The 19,987-nt window shown below is 56.4% G+C and carries 19 protein-coding genes; 5 read left to right on the forward strand and 14 right to left on the reverse strand.

Translation table 11 applies throughout. The features are described from left to right. Positions 1-8: 8 nt before the first annotated feature. The 12 genes from tssG to tssA form a co-directional block, all read right to left on the reverse strand. Positions 9-1,016, reverse strand: coding sequence for a type VI secretion system baseplate subunit TssG (tssG, locus tag K5R88_RS20525; protein WP_008030662.1), 1,008 nt, complete (start codon positions 1,014-1,016; stop codon positions 9-11). Beyond that, positions 980-2,767 (reverse strand): type VI secretion system baseplate subunit TssF, encoded by a 1,788-nt coding sequence (tssF, locus tag K5R88_RS20530; protein ID WP_008030663.1) that lies wholly within the window; start codon positions 2,765-2,767, stop codon positions 980-982. The genes tssG and tssF overlap by 37 nt, the downstream gene beginning before the upstream one ends. A 24-nt stretch (positions 2,768-2,791) precedes the next feature. Next, positions 2,792-3,259: a hypothetical protein gene (locus K5R88_RS20535; protein WP_223450068.1), complete on the reverse strand. Its 468-nt coding sequence runs from the start codon at positions 3,257-3,259 to the stop codon at positions 2,792-2,794. A 276-nt stretch (positions 3,260-3,535) separates the two neighbouring features. After that, the gene (locus K5R88_RS20540; RefSeq protein WP_223450069.1) at positions 3,536-3,841 is read right to left on the reverse strand and encodes a hypothetical protein; all 306 of its coding nucleotides are present in this window, start codon (positions 3,839-3,841) and stop codon (positions 3,536-3,538) included. Between the two features lie 124 nt (positions 3,842-3,965). Next, positions 3,966-4,331, reverse strand: a complete 366-nt coding sequence (locus K5R88_RS20545; protein ID WP_223450070.1) for a hypothetical protein — start codon at positions 4,329-4,331, stop codon at positions 3,966-3,968. An 87-nt stretch (positions 4,332-4,418) separates the two neighbouring features. Further along, the gene (locus K5R88_RS20550) at positions 4,419-4,625 is read right to left on the reverse strand and encodes a hypothetical protein (RefSeq protein WP_008030673.1); all 207 of its coding nucleotides are present in this window, start codon (positions 4,623-4,625) and stop codon (positions 4,419-4,421) included. After that, the gene (locus K5R88_RS20555; RefSeq protein ID WP_008030674.1) at positions 4,622-5,425 is read right to left on the reverse strand and encodes a hypothetical protein; all 804 of its coding nucleotides are present in this window, start codon (positions 5,423-5,425) and stop codon (positions 4,622-4,624) included. The genes K5R88_RS20550 and K5R88_RS20555 overlap by 4 nt, the downstream gene beginning before the upstream one ends. Further along, positions 5,422-5,934: a PAAR domain-containing protein gene (locus K5R88_RS20560; protein WP_008030675.1), complete on the reverse strand. Its 513-nt coding sequence runs from the start codon at positions 5,932-5,934 to the stop codon at positions 5,422-5,424. The genes K5R88_RS20555 and K5R88_RS20560 overlap by 4 nt, the downstream gene beginning before the upstream one ends. A gap of 10 nt (positions 5,935-5,944) precedes the next feature. Beyond that, positions 5,945-6,352: a type VI secretion system baseplate subunit TssE gene (tssE, locus tag K5R88_RS20565; protein WP_008038101.1), complete on the reverse strand. Its 408-nt coding sequence runs from the start codon at positions 6,350-6,352 to the stop codon at positions 5,945-5,947. A 13-nt stretch (positions 6,353-6,365) separates the two neighbouring features. Beyond that, complete coding sequence (gene tssC, locus K5R88_RS20570; protein ID WP_008030678.1) at positions 6,366-7,841, reverse strand: type VI secretion system contractile sheath large subunit; 1,476 nt, start codon at positions 7,839-7,841, stop codon at positions 6,366-6,368. A gap of 25 nt (positions 7,842-7,866) precedes the next feature. Beyond that, a complete protein-coding gene (tssB, locus tag K5R88_RS20575; protein WP_008030679.1) occupies positions 7,867-8,370 on the reverse strand; it encodes a type VI secretion system contractile sheath small subunit in 504 nt (167 codons plus the stop codon). Between the two features lie 32 nt (positions 8,371-8,402). Beyond that, positions 8,403-9,959: a type VI secretion system protein TssA gene (gene tssA, locus K5R88_RS20580; RefSeq protein WP_008038109.1), complete on the reverse strand. Its 1,557-nt coding sequence runs from the start codon at positions 9,957-9,959 to the stop codon at positions 8,403-8,405. Positions 9,960-10,633: 674 nt separating this feature from the next. Between tssA and K5R88_RS20585 the strand changes: the two genes are divergently transcribed. The 5 genes from K5R88_RS20585 (at position 10,634) to K5R88_RS20605 (ending at position 17,953) form a co-directional block, all read left to right on the forward strand. Continuing rightward, complete coding sequence (locus K5R88_RS20585; protein WP_226298270.1) at positions 10,634-12,661, forward strand: type VI secretion system Vgr family protein; 2,028 nt, start codon at positions 10,634-10,636, stop codon at positions 12,659-12,661. Further along, positions 12,658-13,506 (forward strand): DUF4123 domain-containing protein, encoded by an 849-nt coding sequence (locus K5R88_RS20590; protein ID WP_226298271.1) that lies wholly within the window; start codon positions 12,658-12,660, stop codon positions 13,504-13,506. Before K5R88_RS20585 ends, K5R88_RS20590 begins: the two co-directional genes overlap by 4 nt. Before the next feature lie 525 nt (positions 13,507-14,031). Beyond that, entirely contained in the window at positions 14,032-14,829 is a 798-nt protein-coding gene (locus K5R88_RS20595; protein WP_226300275.1) for a hypothetical protein, read from the forward strand. Further along, positions 14,819-17,155 carry a lipase family protein gene (locus K5R88_RS20600; RefSeq protein ID WP_226298272.1) on the forward strand — a complete coding sequence of 779 codons (2,337 nt, stop codon included), beginning with the start codon at positions 14,819-14,821 and terminating at the stop codon, positions 17,153-17,155. The genes K5R88_RS20595 and K5R88_RS20600 overlap by 11 nt, the downstream gene beginning before the upstream one ends. 402 nt (positions 17,156-17,557) lie before the next feature. Continuing rightward, on the forward strand, positions 17,558-17,953 hold the full coding sequence (locus K5R88_RS20605) for a DUF6124 family protein (protein ID WP_226298273.1): 396 nt from the start codon (positions 17,558-17,560) through the stop codon (positions 17,951-17,953). Positions 17,954-18,364: 411 nt separating this feature from the next. On the opposite strand, the gene K5R88_RS20610 is transcribed toward K5R88_RS20605, so the two are convergent. Both K5R88_RS20610 and K5R88_RS20615 read right to left on the reverse strand, forming a co-directional pair. Further along, positions 18,365-18,640 (reverse strand): HU family DNA-binding protein, encoded by a 276-nt coding sequence (locus tag K5R88_RS20610; RefSeq protein WP_003213368.1) that lies wholly within the window; start codon positions 18,638-18,640, stop codon positions 18,365-18,367. Between the two features lie 192 nt (positions 18,641-18,832). Further along, on the reverse strand, positions 18,833-19,981 hold the full coding sequence (locus K5R88_RS20615; protein WP_207284973.1) for an NAD(P)/FAD-dependent oxidoreductase: 1,149 nt from the start codon (positions 19,979-19,981) through the stop codon (positions 18,833-18,835). Positions 19,982-19,987: the final 6 nt, after the last annotated feature.

Here is a 19,987-nt window from a genome sequence, read left to right on the forward strand (position 1 = left end):
ATCTGTCCTTAATGAATTTTGCTGCCCAGGGTCACCACGCCGTCCGCTTTTTCGCGGCCCAGCCAACTGGTCCATCCCAGGCGACAGGCGTTCTGCTCACCGATGCGCAGTTCGCGGATTTCTTCCTGGCGCAACACCAGGCGAATGTCGTAGTCGAGCGGGTCACGCAGGGTGAACCGCACCAGCGCGCACAACGGCTGGTAGCCGAAACCGATTGGCAGGAATTCGTGAAAGCGCTGCCAGTCGAGTTCGCGGATGTGAATGCGGAATTTGCCGCTGCGGTCGCGCACGTGTTCGCCCAGCACCAGGTCTTCGCCGAGCAGGCTGTTGGCGCGGCCCAGACGGTTGCGCTGCTCGTCGAGAATTTCCACGCGGCGCTCGATGCATTGCTCGATGGTCAGCTCGGCGTGCTTGAAGTAGTAACGCAGCACCGCTTCGATCAGCGCCGCCGAGTGCGCCCGCAAGCTGAGCAAGCCGAGGTACGGCAGCAGGCGTTTCCAGTTCAGTTCCTGGGCCTTGCGGATCTCTTCGCCGCCAAGGCCGATCAAGGCAAACAGCTGCGCCGAAAACGGGTCGAGGGCACCACTCTGGAAGCTTGCGCGGTAGCGGTACTTGCGCCAGATCGGCAGCATCAGCCGTTGCAGGCGATGGTGAAACAGATCGAGGAAGTTGCGGGTCGGGTTGCCGTCTTCGCTGTCGCCCAACGCCTGTTCGCCGTAGAACGCCGGCAGCGGCGAACCGGAGCCGACCAGGCCGATCAGGTTGAACCGCAGGCGCGCACGCATGTGCCCGTGCTCTTGGAAAAACTCCACGCGATCAACGTCGCTGCCAGGGAAACCCAGGCTCGGGTTGGCCTGGAATTCCAGCTGGTCGTACAGGTCGTCTTCGCTCAGGTGCGGGTGGGCCTCGCGCAGCCGGTCAATCACCAGCAGCACGGCCTGAAACAGCGAGTACTCGCGTATTCCTCGGGTCAGTCCGCTTAAAGAAGCGGCTGCAGGCCCATACGTGGTGTCCATTGGTACACCTCTCCCTGTGTGCTTTTTACCCGCAGCTCGTGGTACGAATTGAGACTGGCGTAAAGCGCGAAAAACTCGTTGAGAACCGAAGCGAAAACGAACAAGTCGCCCTCGCCGATATACCCTTCCGGGTCGATGGTCAGCTCGGTGCGCAACCCGCGAACCGGCAACCCTCGGTGCAACCGGTCGACGTGGTGGTGCTTGATCGACTTGAGCCCGCCGAGCAGGCGCTTGCTGACTTTTTCCGCGTGTTGGTCGTAGTAGCGCGGCAAATCGTAAGTTTCGAGAATCACCTTCAACGCATTGACGTCGGCCAGGGACAAATAGTTAAGCGACATGTTGCTGATCAACTTCCAGAGGAAGTCGCGGTTCAGCGGCGGCGCGAAACTCGACGTGGCCGGGGTGATGTTGCGGAAGCTCAAAAACTCCGGCGTCTCTTCACAGGCCATGCAGATGTCGCCGAGCTTGAGCTTGCGCGGCAGGTTCTGGTTGGTGCACATCAGCTCGATCGACAGGGTTTCATGGGCTTCGGTGTGGCGGATGCCGAAGCTCAGGTAGGTGTCGAGGCCGTCGTGCAGCAAGGAGGAACGCTGGCGAATGCTGTAATGCGGACGGCTGTTGGGCACGTCGAAACTCGGGTCGTGCTCGAAGGATTCGAACGGCACGTACTCCTGATAACCGAGGCCGCCGGGCTTCCAGCCGGTCACGGTTTCCACCGAGAACACGCCGCAATTTTGCAGATCGAATTCGGCGGGCAGCAGCAGGTATTCGTCCTGCTTGCCGTCGAGGCGGATCGGCAAGGCGTCGTGCTTGAACAGGTTGACGATGGGCGTGCAATAGAGCTTCACGTTATCCAGCGTCGGACGCATGCGCATGATGCCGCTCTTGCGAATGTCGAAGCGCAATTCGAGGCCGCGCATCTGCTTGAGCGTGTCTTCCGGCAATGCTTTGAGCAGATCCAGACCGTTGATGTCGACGAAGAGGAATTTGTCCTGGAAGGCGAAGTATTCCTGCAAGTAGCGATAGCCGCGGAAGGTGTTCAGCGGATACGGGATCAACGCTTCTTCTTCGGCAAAACCCACCGGCTGCACACGGTCGCCGGGCATCTTGAACGCCATCGGCGTGCCGTTGACACCGTTGATGGGCTTGCCGGCGCCGTCCAGCGGGATCAGCTCGATGCCTTCCAGATTGCGCAGCAGGCTCAGGTACAGCATCTGGCTGATGTAGCGCTCACCGGCGAAGTGCAGACGCAGGCGGCTCAGTTCCAACTCACCGAGGTGACCGTCAGCACTCATCTCCAGACGCAGGCTCAACAGCGAACCGTCGCCCTTCACCGAGTAATTCAGCGCGGCCAGATCCAGCGGCAAGACTTCGGTCGGGTAGCAGGTACGGAAGCGGCAACGCACGTCATCGATCGGCACGCTCTCGATTGGCGTGTCGCGCTCGACCCTCAACGCGGGCCCCGAACGCTTCAACGGGTCGAACTGCAAAATGCTGAACGCTGGCAGCGGCCGCATGTAGTTGGGCCACAGCAGGTGCATCAGGGAATGGCTGAGCTCTGGCAGTTCATCGTCGAGCTTCTGACGCAGGCGACCGGTCAGGAATGCAAAACCCTCCAGCAACCGCTCCACGTCTGGATCTCGGCCGGCCTGACCGAGGAAAGGCGCCAACGCCGGGCTACGCTCGGCGAATCGACGACCTAACTGGCGAAGTGCGGTGAGTTCGCTTTGGTAGTAGTGGTTAAAGGACACGGGGTACCTTCCTGGTGGTGGATCTCATGAAAAAACTGTCCTGTAGAGCGCGACTGTCACACCGGAAATCACGTAGCCGGCGATGAGCAGGTACGGTAAAAAAGCCAGCCAGCCCAACGTCATTGCGAAGCCAGCCATATCACCCATCAATGCGTTTACCAGCCCATAAATCACCCAGGGGACGGCGTAAAACGGGATGAACATCAGCGGCGCACACCAGATTTTTTTGATGATCTGCTGTTCGGTTTTTCCGCTCAGCTCACGCGTTGCCCACAGGGCGAAAGCGGTATAGGCCGGGACTCCGAATGCGAGGACGTAGATCAACAGCATCTGATGCCAGTTCAAAACCGACGCGTTTTCGTTGCTCTGCTCAATCAATATGAGAAGCAGCAACACCAATAACGGTACCCAGAGCACAACCCTGAAAAAATTCGGACAAGCGCAACTTCCACTTTTCTGGATGTTCTGCGCTGGATCATTAGTAAATTTCATTGAACACCCAGTGATTGAAGCTATAAAGCGTAACAACACCTACAGCGGTAGCGACCAAGGAATGAAATCCACCTTGTAAGCGCTTCGACTTAAAAACAACTACCACTGTTTTTACAAAATAATAAAAAACACATGCCATCAGCGGGATATAAAGCACCGCACAAAAAACAAACAAACTTCCGTAAACATCAGCACCACTCACTAACCATCTGGTTTTTGGGTCAGTGAATGACATAAAAAGCAAAATTGCAGAGACAAAAAAATAAAAATACCTAATCACGACATTGGCCCACCTGAATAACACACAGGAAGCACAAATATCGCCAACAAGCTGACTATCCAAAGCACCAATAAATAGTAGTTACCAGGCATTCTGCAGACCGCCCACCCCTTAACCACCCCATAACCAATAGCGAACTGCAATAGTAAGAACGAAATCACTCCCAATGGAACGGAAAGCAAATAACTATAAGGTTCAGCAAATCCAAACCGGACAACCGCATAAATTTCGAGCAATGCAAACGGTACGATCAATGCGGCTGCCATGATGATCATAGTTTTGACTTTTGTTGCACTACTCATCAACGCAAGCCTCCGCGAATAGAGGGTCTTTGCCAATTCGAGCCGGCGCTGCTCACCTGAAACCCAGCAAACATTAAGGACAGCCCCCTTTTCCGTTAAGTTAAGGAATGCGCATGCTGTCATGTTACTTCACCAACGCCGGGTTCAACTTCAATGCAGTTTCGTCCTGCAAGTAAACTTCATCACCTCCGTCGTACCCCATAAAATCTTCGTTAGAAAGCTGGCTCCCGTCCTTCTTCACATGTGTCACCCAGCCTTTGGACCAGATATCACCGCTTTCATGGCGTAATTCGACGTAGTAGCTTGGGGGGCTCGACTGTGTAATTTCAAAGAAGGAGCCACCGTCTTCCGCCCCGCTCCAAAAAGCATTTGGATGATCTTTCAATACAGGCCCCTTTCCGTCATCACGCTCCAGCAGAGCAAACACCGCCACTACGAGCAGAACAAAGATAATAGCGAGTGAGATGGCTAGTCTTTTCAGAATCTTCATTCGTCTATTTCCAATTTGTCATCAGCAAAATTGATAATGGGGACAGACCCTTTTTTTGCGCGCCCCCCACTCACAAAACTGGCTCATTCAGGCCGGCGGCTGATTTAAGTAATAAGTACCAATGATATGAATCACCGGCACTATCAGCACACACACATACATCATAATTTTATGGAGGCGCCTTTCTCTGACTTGTCTAAACAACCCCAGCAGCGCCACTAACGAACATAAAATCGCCAACACACCAAAAAAATCGCTATCAGCAACGCTTGCCAAATAGTCTCGAAAAGTCATTTGTTGAACTCCATAAAATTCCACCTATAAAACAGGAATTTCTTCAGGAAATCTTCAGCCATTGCCCCTGTACTTTCATTACGGTAAGTCCAACCCACCGCATGCTTTGTGTAATATCCTTTCTCTATCGGCATTCCCGCGTAGCCCGAGTTTTGCGGATCAGCCATGTTTGATCCAAGCCATTTTTGAACCGTAGTGAAAGGACGGACGCTTACTCCGCTTGTGTTGCCCTGCCTAATTTCGATTTTCGACTCGTTGACACTCACGGTAATTTGAACGTGGTGGGCGATGTCCTTGGGCCGGTCCAATGCTTGAGCGAGGATATCTCCAGGTAGCAAGGCCTCGGCTGTCTCGACCGATAACGTATTTTCGCCAACTCGCTGCATATCTGGGGCGCCGTAAGTCAACATGACCATTTCGCAGAAACCATACATGTGCGATAGGTAGCGATCATGCTCAGCGGCAGAGTAGTTCTCCATATTTCTATAGGTTCTTACTCCGGTTTTTAGCTTAATCGGCAACCCGCGACTAGAGGAAAATTCACAAAGCAATCTGAGTGCGAAATCTTCACAGGTGAATTTATTTCCGCTAACCGCCCCCTCTTTAGTCCAGTATTTTTCTACGATAAGCCGTTCTGCTATCTCTGGTGCTTCTTTGTGATAGTCAGCAATATCCGCATCAGTCCAGAAAGCAGTTGTTTTCCAGAACACCTTGTAAGTAACTTTTTTTGGTGCTTTGTCTTCCTTTGGGGTAAGTGCAATTGAGCGCGCCATTAATGTAGATAGAACTTCTGCACTCATACCATTGCCCCACCAATCGCAGCGTGAAAGTCGAAGGCTTCACCTTCCTTACCACCGACTAACTGGGTTCTTCCCATCGCATCGCTCTGGCCAGAGATGACCTGACCTTTAGCCGTAGTGATCTGATAGGGAATATCCTGCAGAGGATTTCCATCCTGATCTTCCATCACTACATGCTGAGTGTGGGTAAACAGCATTAACGGCAACGGCGCCACAAACGGCACCGGCGAATGCGAATTCCCGATAATCACCGTCCCGGACCCGGCCGTAACCTTGTTGCCATGAGTCCCAACGGAATCCACCGTCGCAGCCGGTTTCCCGTTAATCAAAACCGTCGTCGCCAACCCGCCCGACATCGCACCACCACACGCCGAGGCATCGCCTTGGCGGGCGGCCGCGAGGCCGTCGAAGAAGACGTCGCCGGAACCGGCGGCGATCGGGTTGGTGCCGTGGCCGGGGAGCGGGCAAGCGGTGGGGTCGGATACGCGTGCTGCTGGTTTGCCGGACATACGAATCTCCTTAAGTGACCTTTACTTGACCGCTGCCATCCAGGCGCGCGGCGAAACTGACCTGGCGCTTGAAACCATCAACTTCCAGCAGGCCTTCGATGCTGAAGGACAGACGAAGCTGATCGTTGTCACGCGGCAGGGAGATGACACGCACGTTGCTCAGGCGCGGTTCGTAGGCTTCGATGAAGCTTTCGATGGCCAGGCGGGCCTGACTCAGGGAGTCGTGCAGGCTCAGGCGCATGTCATTGAGATCGGGTAGCCCGTAATCGGACAGCGTTTGCACGCTGCCCGCACGGGTGCTGAGCATCTTGGCCAGATGGGCAGCCACGGACGCCATGGCGGAAACCTCGCGGCTCCAGCCGACGCGTTTGTCCGCGTCGCCACCCAGGCGTTCGAAAAGGCTGCCGTATCCAGTCATGAGTTAGCTCCGCTTACTCTTTGTCCAGCTTGCCAACCAGCGACAGGGTGAAATCGGCACCCATGTACTTGAAGTGCGGGCGCACGTTCAGGCTGACGCGGTACCAGCCAGGCTCGCCTTCGACATCGCTGACGATGATCTGGGCAGCGCGCAGCGGACGACGGCCACGAACTTCGGCGCTCGGGTTTTCCTGGTCGGCCACGTACTGGCGGATCCACTTGTTCAGTTCCAGCTCGAGGTCGGTACGTTCTTTCCACGAACCGAGTTGCTCGCGCTGCAGCACTTTCAAGTAGTGAGCCAGGCGGTTGACGATCATCATGTACGGCAGTTGGGTGCCGAGCTTGTAGTTCAGCTCTGCGGCCTTGCCTTCTGCGCTGATGCCGAAGAACTTCGGCTTCTGCACCGAGCTTGCGGAGAAGAACGCCGCGTTGTCGGAGCCTTTGCGCATGGTCAGGGAGATGAAGCCTTCCTCGGCCAGTTCGTATTCACGACGGTCGCTGACCAATACCTCGGTAGGGATCTTGGTTTCGATTTCGCCCATGCTTTCGAAGTGGTGCAACGGCAGGTCTTCAACCGCGCCACCGCTCTGTGGGCCGATGATGTTCGGGCACCAGCGGAATTTGGCGAAGCTGTCGGTCAGCTTGGTGCCGAACGCGTAGGCGGTGTTGCCCCACAGGTAGTGCTCGTGGCTGTTGGCGACGGTTTCTTTGTACACGAACGATTTGACCGGGTTTTCTTCCGGGTCGTACGGGTTGCGCAGCAGGAAACGCGGCACGGTCAGGCCAATGTAACGGGAGTCTTCCGACTGGCGGAAGCTCTGCCATTTGGCGAATTGCGGGCCTTCGAAGTGATCCTTCAGATCCTTCAGGTCCGGCAGGCCGGTGAAGCTTTCCAGGCCGAAGAATTTCGGGCCGGCGGCGGCAATGAACGGCGCGTGGGACATGCACGCAACGCTGGACACGTACTGCATCAGTTTCACGTCCGGCGAGCTTGGGGACATGAAGTAGTTAGCGATGATCGCGCCTACCGGCTGACCACCGAACTGGCCGTATTCAGCGGTGTAGATGTGCTTGTACAGGCCAGCCTGCATCACTTCCGGCGAATCTTCGAAATCGTCCAACAGGTCTTCTTTGGAGACGTTGAGGATTTCGATCTTGATGTTTTCGCGGAAGTTGGTGCGGTCGACCAGCAACTGCAGGCCACGCCACGACGATTCCAGGGACTGGAAGTCCGGATGGTGGAGGATCTCGTCCATCTGACGGCTGAGCTTGGCATCGATCTCGGCGATCATGCGGTCAACCATGGCTTTCTTGACCGGCTCGCCGTTGTTCTGCGGCTTGAGCAGCTCTTCGATGAAGGCCGACACACCGCGCTTGGCGATGTCGTAGGCTTCGTCGTCCGGGGTCAGGCGGGTTTCGGCGATGATGCTGTCGAGAATGCTGTATTCGCCGTTCTCGTTACTCTTTTGCTGCGCTGCACTCGTGCTCATGTTGGCTTCCTTGGCTGATGGAGACTCAGACGTCCTGGGCTGCGGCGTTCAGGCCCAGCTCACCCAGTACGCGACCGCGGGATTCGTCGTCGGCGAGAACGCCTTCGATGGCTTTGCGGAACGCAGGCGCGTTACCCAGCGGGCCTTTGAGGGCCACCAGCGCGTCGCGCAGTTCCATCAGTTTTTTCAGCTCAGGCACTTGCTCGACCAGGCTGGCCGGGTTGAAGTCCTTCATCGAGTTGACGCGCAGTTTCACGGCCAGTTCTTCAGTGTCGCTTTCTTCCTGAAGACGGTTCGGTACGCTCAGTGTCAGCTGCAGCTCTTGCTTGGCCAGCACCTCGTCGAAGGTCATCTTGTCGATGCTGATCGGCTTGCGATCTTCGACTTTGCGTTCGTCCTTGCGGTGGGTGTAGTCACCGATTGCCAGTAGTTTCAACGGCAGTTCGATCTCTTCCTGGGCACCACCGGTGGCAGGTTTGAACGTGACGTTGATGCGTTCCTTGGGGGCTACCGAGCCTTCTTTGGCCATGGCTTTTCTCCTTGCGGTTGTGGCCCTGGGGCCTATTCGAGTACCACTTCGAGATCGAGGTGGCACAGCCTGCGATAAATCTCTTCCTTGCGTTCACGTACGGCATGGTTCTGCGGCAACAACTCGCAGCAGCTATGCAGTAAATGCAGCACTTCCAGCGCAAGATCGGGCTCCCAGGCGTGCAGGCCTGAGTCCTGTAATGTTTGGTCGAGGGTTTCGAGTTGGGTCTTGGCCAGTTCGTATTTCTTGGCCATGAAGCACAGCCGCGCGAGGGCGAACTGCCAGAAGAATCTCACGCGCCCGCCGTTGGCGCTTTGCAGGCCCTGCTTGAGGATTTGCACGGCAGCCTTGAGGCCGTCCTTGCGCAGAATCGGCAGGACCTCTTCGAGGGCCAGTTCCCAGGCGGGCTGGGTGTCGGCGACTTCGACTTTGCGCGGCGCACTGGCGCTTTGCAGGTGCGGCATGACGTTGGCGCTGATCCAGGCGCGAGTAGCCGGATCGGCAAACGGCGCGCCGTCATGGAAACGCAATTCGACAATACCGGGCAGGCGCTGAACCAAAAGCGCGAAGTGGATTTCCACTTCGCGCATCGCCATTTCTGCGTTGAGTGCCTGGAGGCATTCCCAGACCATTCGCTGGCCATCGAACCAGAACGGCGCCTTCGCCAGGCTCGCCTCCAGTTCCACCAACAGGTCGGCGTATTTGCCTTGATCGTAACGGTCCTGATAGGCCTTGAGCTTGTCCGCCGGCAAACCGCGCAGCACGGTGATCTGCTCGGCGTTGCGCTCGGGGACAGCGTCGATGGGCAACCACAACAGCGTGCGATTGAGGCGCAGGGCACGCAGGTCGGTGGCTTTCTGCTTGAGCCACCAGGCGCACAATGGCCGGGCGCTTTCTTGCTGCGCGCGCAGGGCTTTGTGAGCTTCTTTTTCGTTGTCGATCGGCGCGCCGGGCGTCAACAGTTGCGTCGCGACTTGTTTGACCTGAGCCACGGCCGCACCGACCACGCCTGGTTCCGGCTGGTTGTCGGCGGCGCGTTGCACCATGTTTTTCAGGCGGCGGGAGATTGGCAGCAGCAACGGCGCGTCGTCACCCAGGTGCTCGGTGCACGCGGCGTCGAGGCCTTCCAGGTGTTCCACCAGACGGCGGAACATCGGCAACTGCTCTTTGATCGCGACGTTTTCGGTCAGCACCTGCTCAAGACGCGGCACCAGCCAACTGATCGCAGCGGAGCGCGTACGTGCCTTGTTCGGGTGGACTTCGGCCCAGTGGCTTTCGCACAGGTAGTGCAGCAAACCGAGGCCGGCGAGCAGGCCTTGGAAGGATTCGCGCTGGTACAGGGCCCAGGTCAGCCAGGCGCCGACGCGCAAATCCTTGGACTGGGTGCGCAGCAGGTTTTCGCTGTTTTCACGGATTTTCAGCCAGTCGATCTGACCGCTTTCGTGCATGGACGAGGCTTTGGCCAGCTCGCTTTCCAGTGACTCATATTCGCTCGAAAAGCGAACATCCTCGCCCGCGAAATTCTCTTTGGAAACAGAGGCTTTTGCGAGATCGAGGTAATGAGCAGAAAGTTTGCTTGAGTAGGACATCCATGGCCTTTAGTTTGGATTACGGTCATACGCTCATTGGAGTTCCAACGGCGTGAGACAGAATCAAAGAGCTGCGAAATGTCTCATCCAATTGAGATCGTGCTCTTTCAAAGTGGGCGCATCGTACTCACGATGATGGCCACTAGCAAGCACCCGATTAAACAATAAGACGAAGCGCGTTTATCTCTCGTAGGAGATCTCCCTATATGTAGCAAGGGGATCCCTGATGTCAGTTTAATAATTCAGCGCTCGACCCAACGCCCTGAAACCGTTGAGGTAGAGGCCTCCGCTTCTTTCACCTGAATTAATCGCATATTCATTGCCGATTGCTCCCTTTGGCAGGCGCGCAGCATGCCAAAAACTAAAAAATATAAATGTAGGAGCATTCCGAAATGTTACGGCATCGATGAATAAAGCGACGAGTGACAACTGCCGATAAGAAAAGTGCCATCACTATGATGGCCACTTTGAATTTAAAACAAAGTTCCAAAATGGAACTTCGGGTATCTGGGAAATATCACACCACTCTTCAAGATCCTTCCTACATCAATACTTTGCATGCCTTGTTAGCGTGCCCGGCATTTTGGCGACTTAATCCGGGCACGTATGGCTCGGTTTCGCCGATTTTTCTTTCAGCTTAAGGACGAGCGACTACGTAGCAAAAGGATAAGCGCATGCTTGCACCGGCCAACGTTGCCCACTTCACCCTCCTGATCCCGACGGTTCACAACGACTTCAAAGTGCTGGCCTTCGAAGGCACGGAAACCATCAGCGCCTTGTATTCGATTCAGGTTGACCTGGTCAGCGAGCATCCGGATTTCGATCTGGAAAGCTTGCTCAACCAACCCGCATTTCTCCAATTCGGCCTCAACGGCGAGGGCATTCATGGCCATATCGAAAATGTGGTTGCGGGCGAATCCGGAAAGCGCCTGACCCGCTATCAGCTGACACTGGTCCCCAGCCTCTACTACTTAAAGTTCAGCCACAACCAACGGATTTTCCAGAATCTGACCGTGCCACAAATCATCACTCAGGTTCTCCAAAAACATGGCATGCAGACGGATGTGTTTACCTTCCATGTCAGCACCAGCGTCAAGCGCGAGTTTTGCACCCAATATGGGGAAAGTGACTTCGAATTCGTCCAGCGTCTGTGCGCTGAAGACGGTATTGCATGGCATCACCAGCATTCGCCTGAAAGTCATTTGCTGGTGTTCACCGACGACCAGGTCTTTTTACCGACTCTCGGCGCAACCCCCTATCGGCAAGGCGCCGGCATGGTCGCCGAGCATCCGGTCGTCCACCGGTTTGCCATGGGTTTCAGCACCCGCACCAGCACGGTCACACGCCGCGACTATGACCTGAAACGCCCGAGCCTGTTGCTGGAAAGTCGCTTCACCGCCGAATTCACCCCCGAGCTTGAAGACTACCGCTATCCGCTGCCAATGAAGTCTGAGAAACATGGCAAACAACTCGTCCGCCAAGCACTGGAGCGACACCGCAGCGACTATCAGTTGGTCGAGGGAGCAAGCAATCAGCCGACACTGCGTAGCGGTTACTTGTTCGACCTGACTGAACACCCGCGCACAACCTGCAACGGCTTGTGGTTGCTGATGAGCCTTCGTCACGAAGGGAAACAACCGCAATCTCTGGAAGAGGCATTCGTCAGCGACGCCCCACCCACGGACGGTTTCACTCAAGGCTATCGCAACAGCTTCAACGCTATTCCGTCAGACGTGCTCTACCGCCCTCCTCTGCCCCCCCGAAAACCTGTGTTGGTCTGCCAGACCGCTCGTGTCACAGGTCCGCCCGGAGAGGAAATTTTTTGCGACGAATACGGCCGGGTTCGCGTCGAAATGCCTTGGGATCGAGCAGAACTCAATAGCGAAAACAGCAGCTGCTGGCTACGAGTTGCGTCTAGCTGGGCAGGCGAGGGATTTGGCGCGGTGACGATCCCGCGCGTCGGGATGGAAGTGGTCGTGACTTTTCAGGAAGGCGATCCGGATCAACCGTTGATCACCGGTTGTGTGACCAACAAGGTCATGTCCGTCGCGCATCCACTGCCCGAGCACAAAACCAGAACGGTGCTGCGCAGCCAGAGCTCACCGCGCAATGGCGGCTACAACGAATTGTCGATTGAAGACCGCGCCGGGCGGGAAAAAATCTACCTACGCGCACAACGCGACATCGAGCAACTGATCCTCAACGACAGCCACAGCCTGATCAACAACGACCGCTTCGAACAGGTGGATAACAACAGCACCAGCCTGATCAGGGGCAAGGAATTACACACCACCCAAGGCGCGCGCAGCACGGTGATCGGCAGTGACGAGTTGATCACTATCAGCGGCAACAGCAGCACCACGTCCGCGGGTTCGCTGGTGATTCAGGCTGGTCAACAGGCTCATGTCACTGCCACCAACGTAGTGATCGATGCGGGCATGAGCCTGACGCTCACGGCGGGAGGTCACCACATTGTCATCAACGCGGGCGGGATTTTCAGCAGCGTGGCCATCGTCGAGGGCGGTGCGCCACTGGCGGGTATTCAGCCGTTACAGGCGCTACAAGTTCCGGCTCGCACTGCGAATGCCGCTATCGCCAACCCAATGTCCATCGTCGCCAGCGCCCGACAGCAGGCGGCGGACTACTGCCCGCTTTGCGAGGCCTGTCTTGCTGGCCAATGCAGCATCGGAGAAGTCGCATGAATACCCTTGAACAATGGCTGTTCGATCAATCCCGGTCCGCACGGGAACTCTATCTGGTGCTCGACTCAGACGGTCATCTCGACGAGCGCAACGCGTTAACCAAGGAACTGGGCGCCGAGCGGTACCGCAATCTGTATATAGGCACGGCGGCGAATTCAATGGCGCAAGCAGGCCCAGTTCTTTTTCAGCTGGGGACCGTCAAACATCCGGTCATTCAGGCGCTGCTCGATACGCCAGAGTGTCATTGGGGCTGGCTGGCAAGCGCCGCTCTCACGGACCTTGATGCTTTGGTCGCTCACTGGCGCGACCGGTTGGTGGTCGGTGAGCGCCCGAATCTGGCGCTGTATCGCTTCCACGATAATCGCGTACTGGGGCGCGCCCTCAGCTATCTGCAACCGGAGCAGTACGCCGATTATCTGGGGCCGATCGCCAGCGTTTGTTATTGGCACGCCGAGCAATGGACGGTCACGGACAACCCTGACCCCGGCAAACATCCGCTGCCCCTTGAGCCGGCGTGGCTGAAAACCCCGACGCCGGAGATTGTCTACGCGAATGTTCAGTTCGATAACACGCGCCGCTATTTGGTCCGTGAGCACACCGAAGCCCTGGCTCGGCTCGCCGCAGAGCGGAACGTGGATGACTGGTTGTGGGGCCTGATTCAACTGGCCCATTTATGGAATTGGCAGCAACCCGAGCAGGTGCATTTTTTGTTGACTCAGTGCTTGAAGGCACCGGGGTACTTACCGCCCAGGACATGGCAACCGAAGCCGGAAGAGGACTCGGCGGCGCATTTTGAGCGGGTGTATCAGCAAGTGCTGTATTGGCAGGGAGATGCGGACATATAAAGCGCGTCGTCAGCGCCTTAAAAAGGTACGAAATCACCCAATCAATGCGAACTTTAAAAACGACAATATGAAAATAATTAAATTAGCAGCAAACAGAATTATCGTAATTTTGATTACGACCTCTTTAACTGGCTGCATTGGTTACACCCTAAAAACACCTGATCCTTATACACGAAGCGGAGACAAAACAACCCGTGAGTGGTGTGGGATTACGCTATGGGCTCTAATTTTACCAATCCCATTAATGCTGCCTGTATGCAAGGTGTACAAAGACCAAAAATTCAACTCTGATTTTTATGCCTGCGGCCCTCTTATGTTTCTAGGACCTTTAGTTCATAGCTACAAAGGGAACGCTTTGTGTGGAAAATTCCCCGGGTAATCAAAGGTAAGCGCAGAAGGGAACTGACCTTCTACATACCGGCTGATCGCAACACTTCCCCCTTTTTACTTTGGCTGCACGGAAAACAAGGATGAAAACCTATGAAGCATCAAAAAGCGCTGGGGTGCTGTGGAGCTGCTTTGCACGTGAAACGGGTTATTCAAAGCTTAACCCTCTCCGCTGCTCTTTCCCTTACTTTGGGTTGTACTGCTGTTGGAAAGCGAGAGACATTTACCTTCGTCCCCGATTTCCCGCCTGACTTCAAGTACGAACTGACGGCCAACTACGTGCCCGCCCAAGGGCAGACGTGCACCGTGCCGGGCGGGAAAGGTACTCAGCTCGGTTTCAACAAGGTCTACATGGAATACGAAGCGACTTCCGAGATCCCGCTTTACAGAACCGTGAGCGGCTGTCCGCTGGCGTTGAACCGTGTGGAGGTCGAGGTCATGGGCATCTTTGGCCCTGGACGGGGCAACCGGAGCTATGACGATGCCGTTATTGCTGTGCGCCCAGAGTTGTTAGAGCGACAAATGGGCACTTTCAACACTGACGGCGTAGGTGAGTTCTTTGGTGAGTGCCAGTGGGCTTTTCGCACAGTCGGCCCCAAGCGCTACCTGATAAAACTGCTTACTTGCAAAAGAATGGATGAACAGGGAAATGTCGCCCGAGGTCGCCCTTTCACGGCTTACACCCTAAACCAGCTACCTGGCAAAACCGTGAGGCTGAAGATCAAGTTGGCCGAGGAAGAACTACCTGCGATTGGTGATACTTGGGTAAAAGTGCCCGGTGGATGGAAACGCTGCATGGGCGACAACTTCGAAGACCAATACGCGTTTTGCTTCGGCAATCACGAGGATTTCAGCACCTTCAAGTTGGTGGATGAACGGACTTGCACCATTTACCCGGGATGCACGGAAACAAGGAACAAACCCCATGAGCATTGAATCTTTAGCGGTAAGTGATGTGCCATTTATGGGGGGCAATATCCACGCTTGCCCACTGCGAGGTCATTCGACGAGCTTTCAATTAGTGGACGAGTTCGGTGATGGCAAGCCTTATGCCGGTTTGCCCTACGAGGTTACTGATTACGAGGATGCTGTTTACACCGGAAAGCTCGATGCAACCGGGGCTGGAAAGGTAGACAACCACTTCTGTGGCCCGGTATTGCTCAAGCTGAATCAGCCATATCAAGGGAGTGAAAAAACATACTCGTTTTTACGTGAAAGACCGAACTACCCACTCCCCATCACAGAACTACAAGTACGCGCCGAAAAAACCCACTTTTTCGACAAGTCAGGCGTACGCACTCTCGCAAATCCAGCAAAAGACCTCGCTGATCCCGAAGCCTATTACCAGGTTGAAGTGAGCGAACTGGTCAAGCACGTTGCGCATTTGCCCCCCTTGGCCTCGCGCAGCGCCCCACCCAACACGGTGTTACACACGCTGTTCCGCCAGCCCGCAAAAACCAGATCATTCACGCTTCAGAATAAAGGTGCCACGGATGGAGGAATGGGCGCTGTCATGACCCCGGCAGACATGGGCATGTTCGAGCTGGGGTTTGCCCCGCCGCCGCCCAAGCCAAAAGGCATTGCCTTACTGCCGAACAAACATCATGTGTTGGAAGTGCGCCCGATGAGAGCGCTGCGACCGATGTTGTCGACAGGCAACGAGTTTTGCGCACTCAACCTCTATCAACTGGCACTGATGTCGACGTTGAGTTACACCGAATTTGGTCAAGAGCCGAACACCCAGCCCGTAACCACCGACAGCGTGTCATTTCCATTACGGCCCAGCAGCGGCAACTGGTTCGGTCATGCCTTGCCGCAATTTGATGAGCTATGGCAAGTCGATGACACACAGACTGCGAAGTTCTACCCCATGTATGAAGAGGTGCCTTACTCCAAACGTCTGGAAGTGGTGCCGTTCGATCCGCAGTTGTATCCAGAGGTCAACGACCCTGAGTTGGGTGAGGAGCAGGAACACCCGGCGAAGCTGCACTTCCTCGATGATCGCAAACTAGCGGAAAGCTCGGACACTCAGGCCTTTATCAGCCATCACGACGAGTTGATATTGATCACTGTCCGGGGAACCAGTGAGAAGTTGCCCGACGCCTGGCTTGATGCGGATGCTCACCAAGTACCCTTCGAGGAAGGGGATGGCAAGGTGCACAACGGTTTTTATCGGGCCGCGAAAGTGGCCTACAAGTTTGTCGTGAAGTATTTGGAAAAATTCTACAGCGGACAAAAGCTGGTAATTTGCGGGCACAGTCTTGGTGGTGCAGTGGCGCTGATACTGGCGGAGATGTTGCGACGCGACACCCAATACTCGCCAGACATCGTGCTTTACACCTACGGCGCCCCCCGCGCCGCCGACTCTACCTTTATCGAGGCTGCACAACCGCTGCATCACCACCGCGTCGTCTTCCACAACGACCCCGTACCGAGCGTTCCTTCCACCTGGATGAACACGCCGTCCAACCGCGTTCCGGTGTATGCCACCCATGGAGCGGTACTTGCCTTCCACCCGGTCGGTGGTTTGGCTTTCTTCATCGGCGGGATCATCAACTTTACGGGTGACCCCTATGGGCATCACGGCAAATTACGTCACTTCATGCCGGTGGACTTCGGCGATGGACGTAAATCCTCCATTCTCTGGGAACCGGGTTGCAGTACGATCAACGACCATGGCTACGCCGAGGCGCTGCGACAGACCAATGGCTTGCCCAAGCGTGGTTCATTCCTGCGGCAGATAATAGACGGCGGCCATCACTCGATGGTTGGCAGCTACATTCCCGGCTGCTGGGCCACCCTGCGCCGCTGGCAGGAAGCGCAGGTAAAAAGACGTTCGCGGGTGACGTTGACGGAATTCGAACGGGTCAACGCCAATCTGGAAAACGTCAGAGGGCAACTGAAAGCATTGAGCACGAAAATCGAAAGGCAGTCTCGCGCTTATGCCAATCCTCAGCGAGATGCCCAAGACATCAGGGATCTTGAAAAAGAAGTCGAAAATCTCCGGATGACCCAAGCTCGCCTGGAAGCGCCGCACAAGCACACAGTTACCGTGGCCGATGTTTATGGCAGCCATGCCGACCAGCCCGAGTGGGTGCAAGAAATCCTGCTACGTTGGAGAGCCCATCCGAAAAATACTGCCCACGATCCACTGGCGATGATTCCGTCACCCCCGGAAGACAATGGCGCGGCTATTGCGGCAATTACGGGCGGGCATGCGGTGGGCAAACCCTTCCATTTGGATATTGATTCGATTGTGTAGCGCTTGCCCGAAAGAAAAAAAGTGGCAGTGTCGCTGCCACTTAAACACCACTTGACCGAGCTTGTTTAAAAGCCTTGTAAGTTACTTCCTGAGAGCTACAACACCTTGCGTCGTTGCCTACGGCTACGCCAGAATCCGCCGGCTTGTGCGCCTTGGGGGCGGTCGGTAACTTGGTTCGTGTCACTGCTCATCAGTGATCGGGTTTAGTCGCCCGGCTAGTCATCTACGGTTGCACAAGTGTCATCCAGTCAGGTGTTTGCCTGCACTTGATGGTGGCTGTGCGCATGGCGCCCTTGGGCGCGCCGGGTTTTTGGTGACTTTACCGGTCGACTAACTTGCGCACAGCCGCCTCCTTTTCGTTTAGTCGCGAAATGGTCACGGCCCTACTAAAGGAAAGTAACCATGTTCAAGGTCACACCAAACCCACCGGAAATCGATCCGGTTTCCCCATACGAAAGCCCCGACTCAAACAAACTCAACGAAGCCGCCGAACGCGCCCTCGACCATCACTTCCCGCCAACCGAACCAAAACCACCGAAACGCAACGGCCAGCTCTTCAGCGTCTGCCCCGGCATCAACACCGAAGCCCTCCTCGCCAACGCCTCGGAGGACTTGCTGTCCATCAGCGCCATCGCCGCCGACCTTGCCGACGATGTGGACGGCTCACGCCGCTCCGTAGCCCTGGCGCTCAGCCGTATGGCCGACGGGGTGCACTTGTTGGTGGAGCGAGCGCTGGATCACCTCGATGATCCGGAAATGGCGGCGATTTTCGCCAGGCAACAAAGTCGAACCGGCTGATTCGCTACGCACGTAAACCTGTAGGAGCCGGCTTGCTGGCGATGGCGGTGTGTCAGGCGACATTGATGTTGATTGATCGGGCGCTATCGCCGGCAAGCCGGCTCCTACAGTGAGTGTTGTCAGCTCAAAAGATGGGGAGGCCCTTGTCACTGAATTGCTGCGGGGGGAGTGGGGAATTCGCTGGTACATAGGACTGTAGGAGCCAGCTTGCTGGCGATGACGGCGTGTCAGGCAACATTGATGTTGATTGATCCACCGCTATCGCCAGCAAGCCGGCTCCTACAAGGGTTTTGTGTTGTCTCATCCGTGGGCGCCCGGCATGAAACTCGTGGCCATAAAAAATGGGCACCCAACCTGGTTGGCGTGCCCATTTTTTGTTCCGCTCACCCGCTATGCGGGCGTCGGTGCGTGTTACGGATTAACGCTGTCTTTCAACGATTTGCCTGGCTTGAACGCAACGGTGTTGCTGGCCTTGATTTTAACGGGCTCACCGGTTTGCGGGTTTTTGCCGGTGCGGGCGCCGCGATGGCGTTGCAGGAAGGTGCCGAAGCCGACCAGCGTCACGCTGTCCTTGCGGTGCAGGGCGCCGGTGATTTCTTCGAGAACGGCGTTGAGAACGCGGTTGGCCTGTTCTTTGGTGAGATCTGCTTTTTCCGCGATGGCGGCGGCGAGTTCTGGTTTACGCATTAGTGAAGCCCCTTTGACGGTTTTTTGTTGTTATGTCCGTGCTGTTCTCGTTGGAACAGCGCCCAAAGCGCCGCAGGTGCTCTACTCTGCGGCAGACGGGAGTGAGAATGGCACGCACGGAAGAGCCGCGCCAGTCTCGGCGCGACGTTTGTGGGGGCAAAAGCGGGGTGATTCCGACAGAACGACCGGTATTTACGCCAGCAGCGGCGGAAGTTCTTTGTTCAGTGCGAGTTTTTCCATCACCGCCGCGCCTGTCAGGGCATAACCGAGCAGTTTTCCGGCGGCATCGCGGCATAAAACCTTGATGTCAGCGCCCTGCCCTTCGACGGTCCAGACACCCTCCAAACCCCGTGGCGGCGGCGAAACCACCAACGGGCAAACCGGCGTTTTGACGGTGATCGGCATCGCGCCGTAGCTCACGGCTGTCGGGTTGCCGGCGAGGGTTTGTGCCAGCGCTCTCGCACAGCTCATGAGGGGCATCACGTACAGCAAATTCAGCCCGTCGACTTCGGCGCAGTCGCCCAGGGCGTAGATGTTGGCGTGAGAAGTTTTCAGGTGGCGATCGACCACCACGCCGCGATTGACCTGCACACCGGCGGCGGCCGCCAGGTCGATGCGCGGACGCAGGCCGATGGCGGAGACCACCACGTCGCACGGGATCACCTGACCGTCCGATAGATGCGCTTCCAAACCCTCTTCAACACGCTGCAAGCGGTTGAGCACCGGCCCGAGGTGGAAACGTGCGCCGAGGCTTTCCAGCCCCGCCTGGACCGCAGCGGCTGCCGCCGGGTGCAGCAAGGTCGGCATGACCTGTTCGCACGGTGCAACCAGTTGCACCTCGTAACCGCCAAGGATCAGGTCGTTGGCGAATTCACAGCCGATCAGGCCGGCACCGAGCAACAGCACCCGACGTTTGCCGGCCGCTGCCGCACGAAAGCGCGCGTAATCTTCGAGGTCGTTGATCGGGAACACGGCGTCCGCCGCATCACCTTCGATTGGCACGCGCACGGTTTCGGCGCCCCAGGCCAGGATCAGGTCGCGGTAGATCACTGATTCTTCGCCGATCCACAGGCGCTTGTGGCCCGGGTCGATGCCGCTGATACGCGTGTGGGTGCGCACTTCAGCCTTCAGCTGTTCGGCCATGGCGCCGGGTTCGGCCATGCTCAGGCCGTCGGCGTCTTTGTTCTTGCCGAAGCCCGTGGAGAGCATCGGCTTGGAGTAGGAGCGCCCGTCATCGGCGGTAATCAGCAGCAGCGGGGTTTCGCTATCGAGTTTGCGAAACTCCCGGGCGAGGTTGTAGCCAGCCAGCCCGGTGCCGACGATCACGACAGGTGCGTTCATTCCTTA

The organism is Pseudomonas sp. MM213, from assembly GCF_020423045.1.
Lineage (GTDB): Bacteria > Pseudomonadota > Gammaproteobacteria > Pseudomonadales > Pseudomonadaceae > Aquipseudomonas > Aquipseudomonas migulae.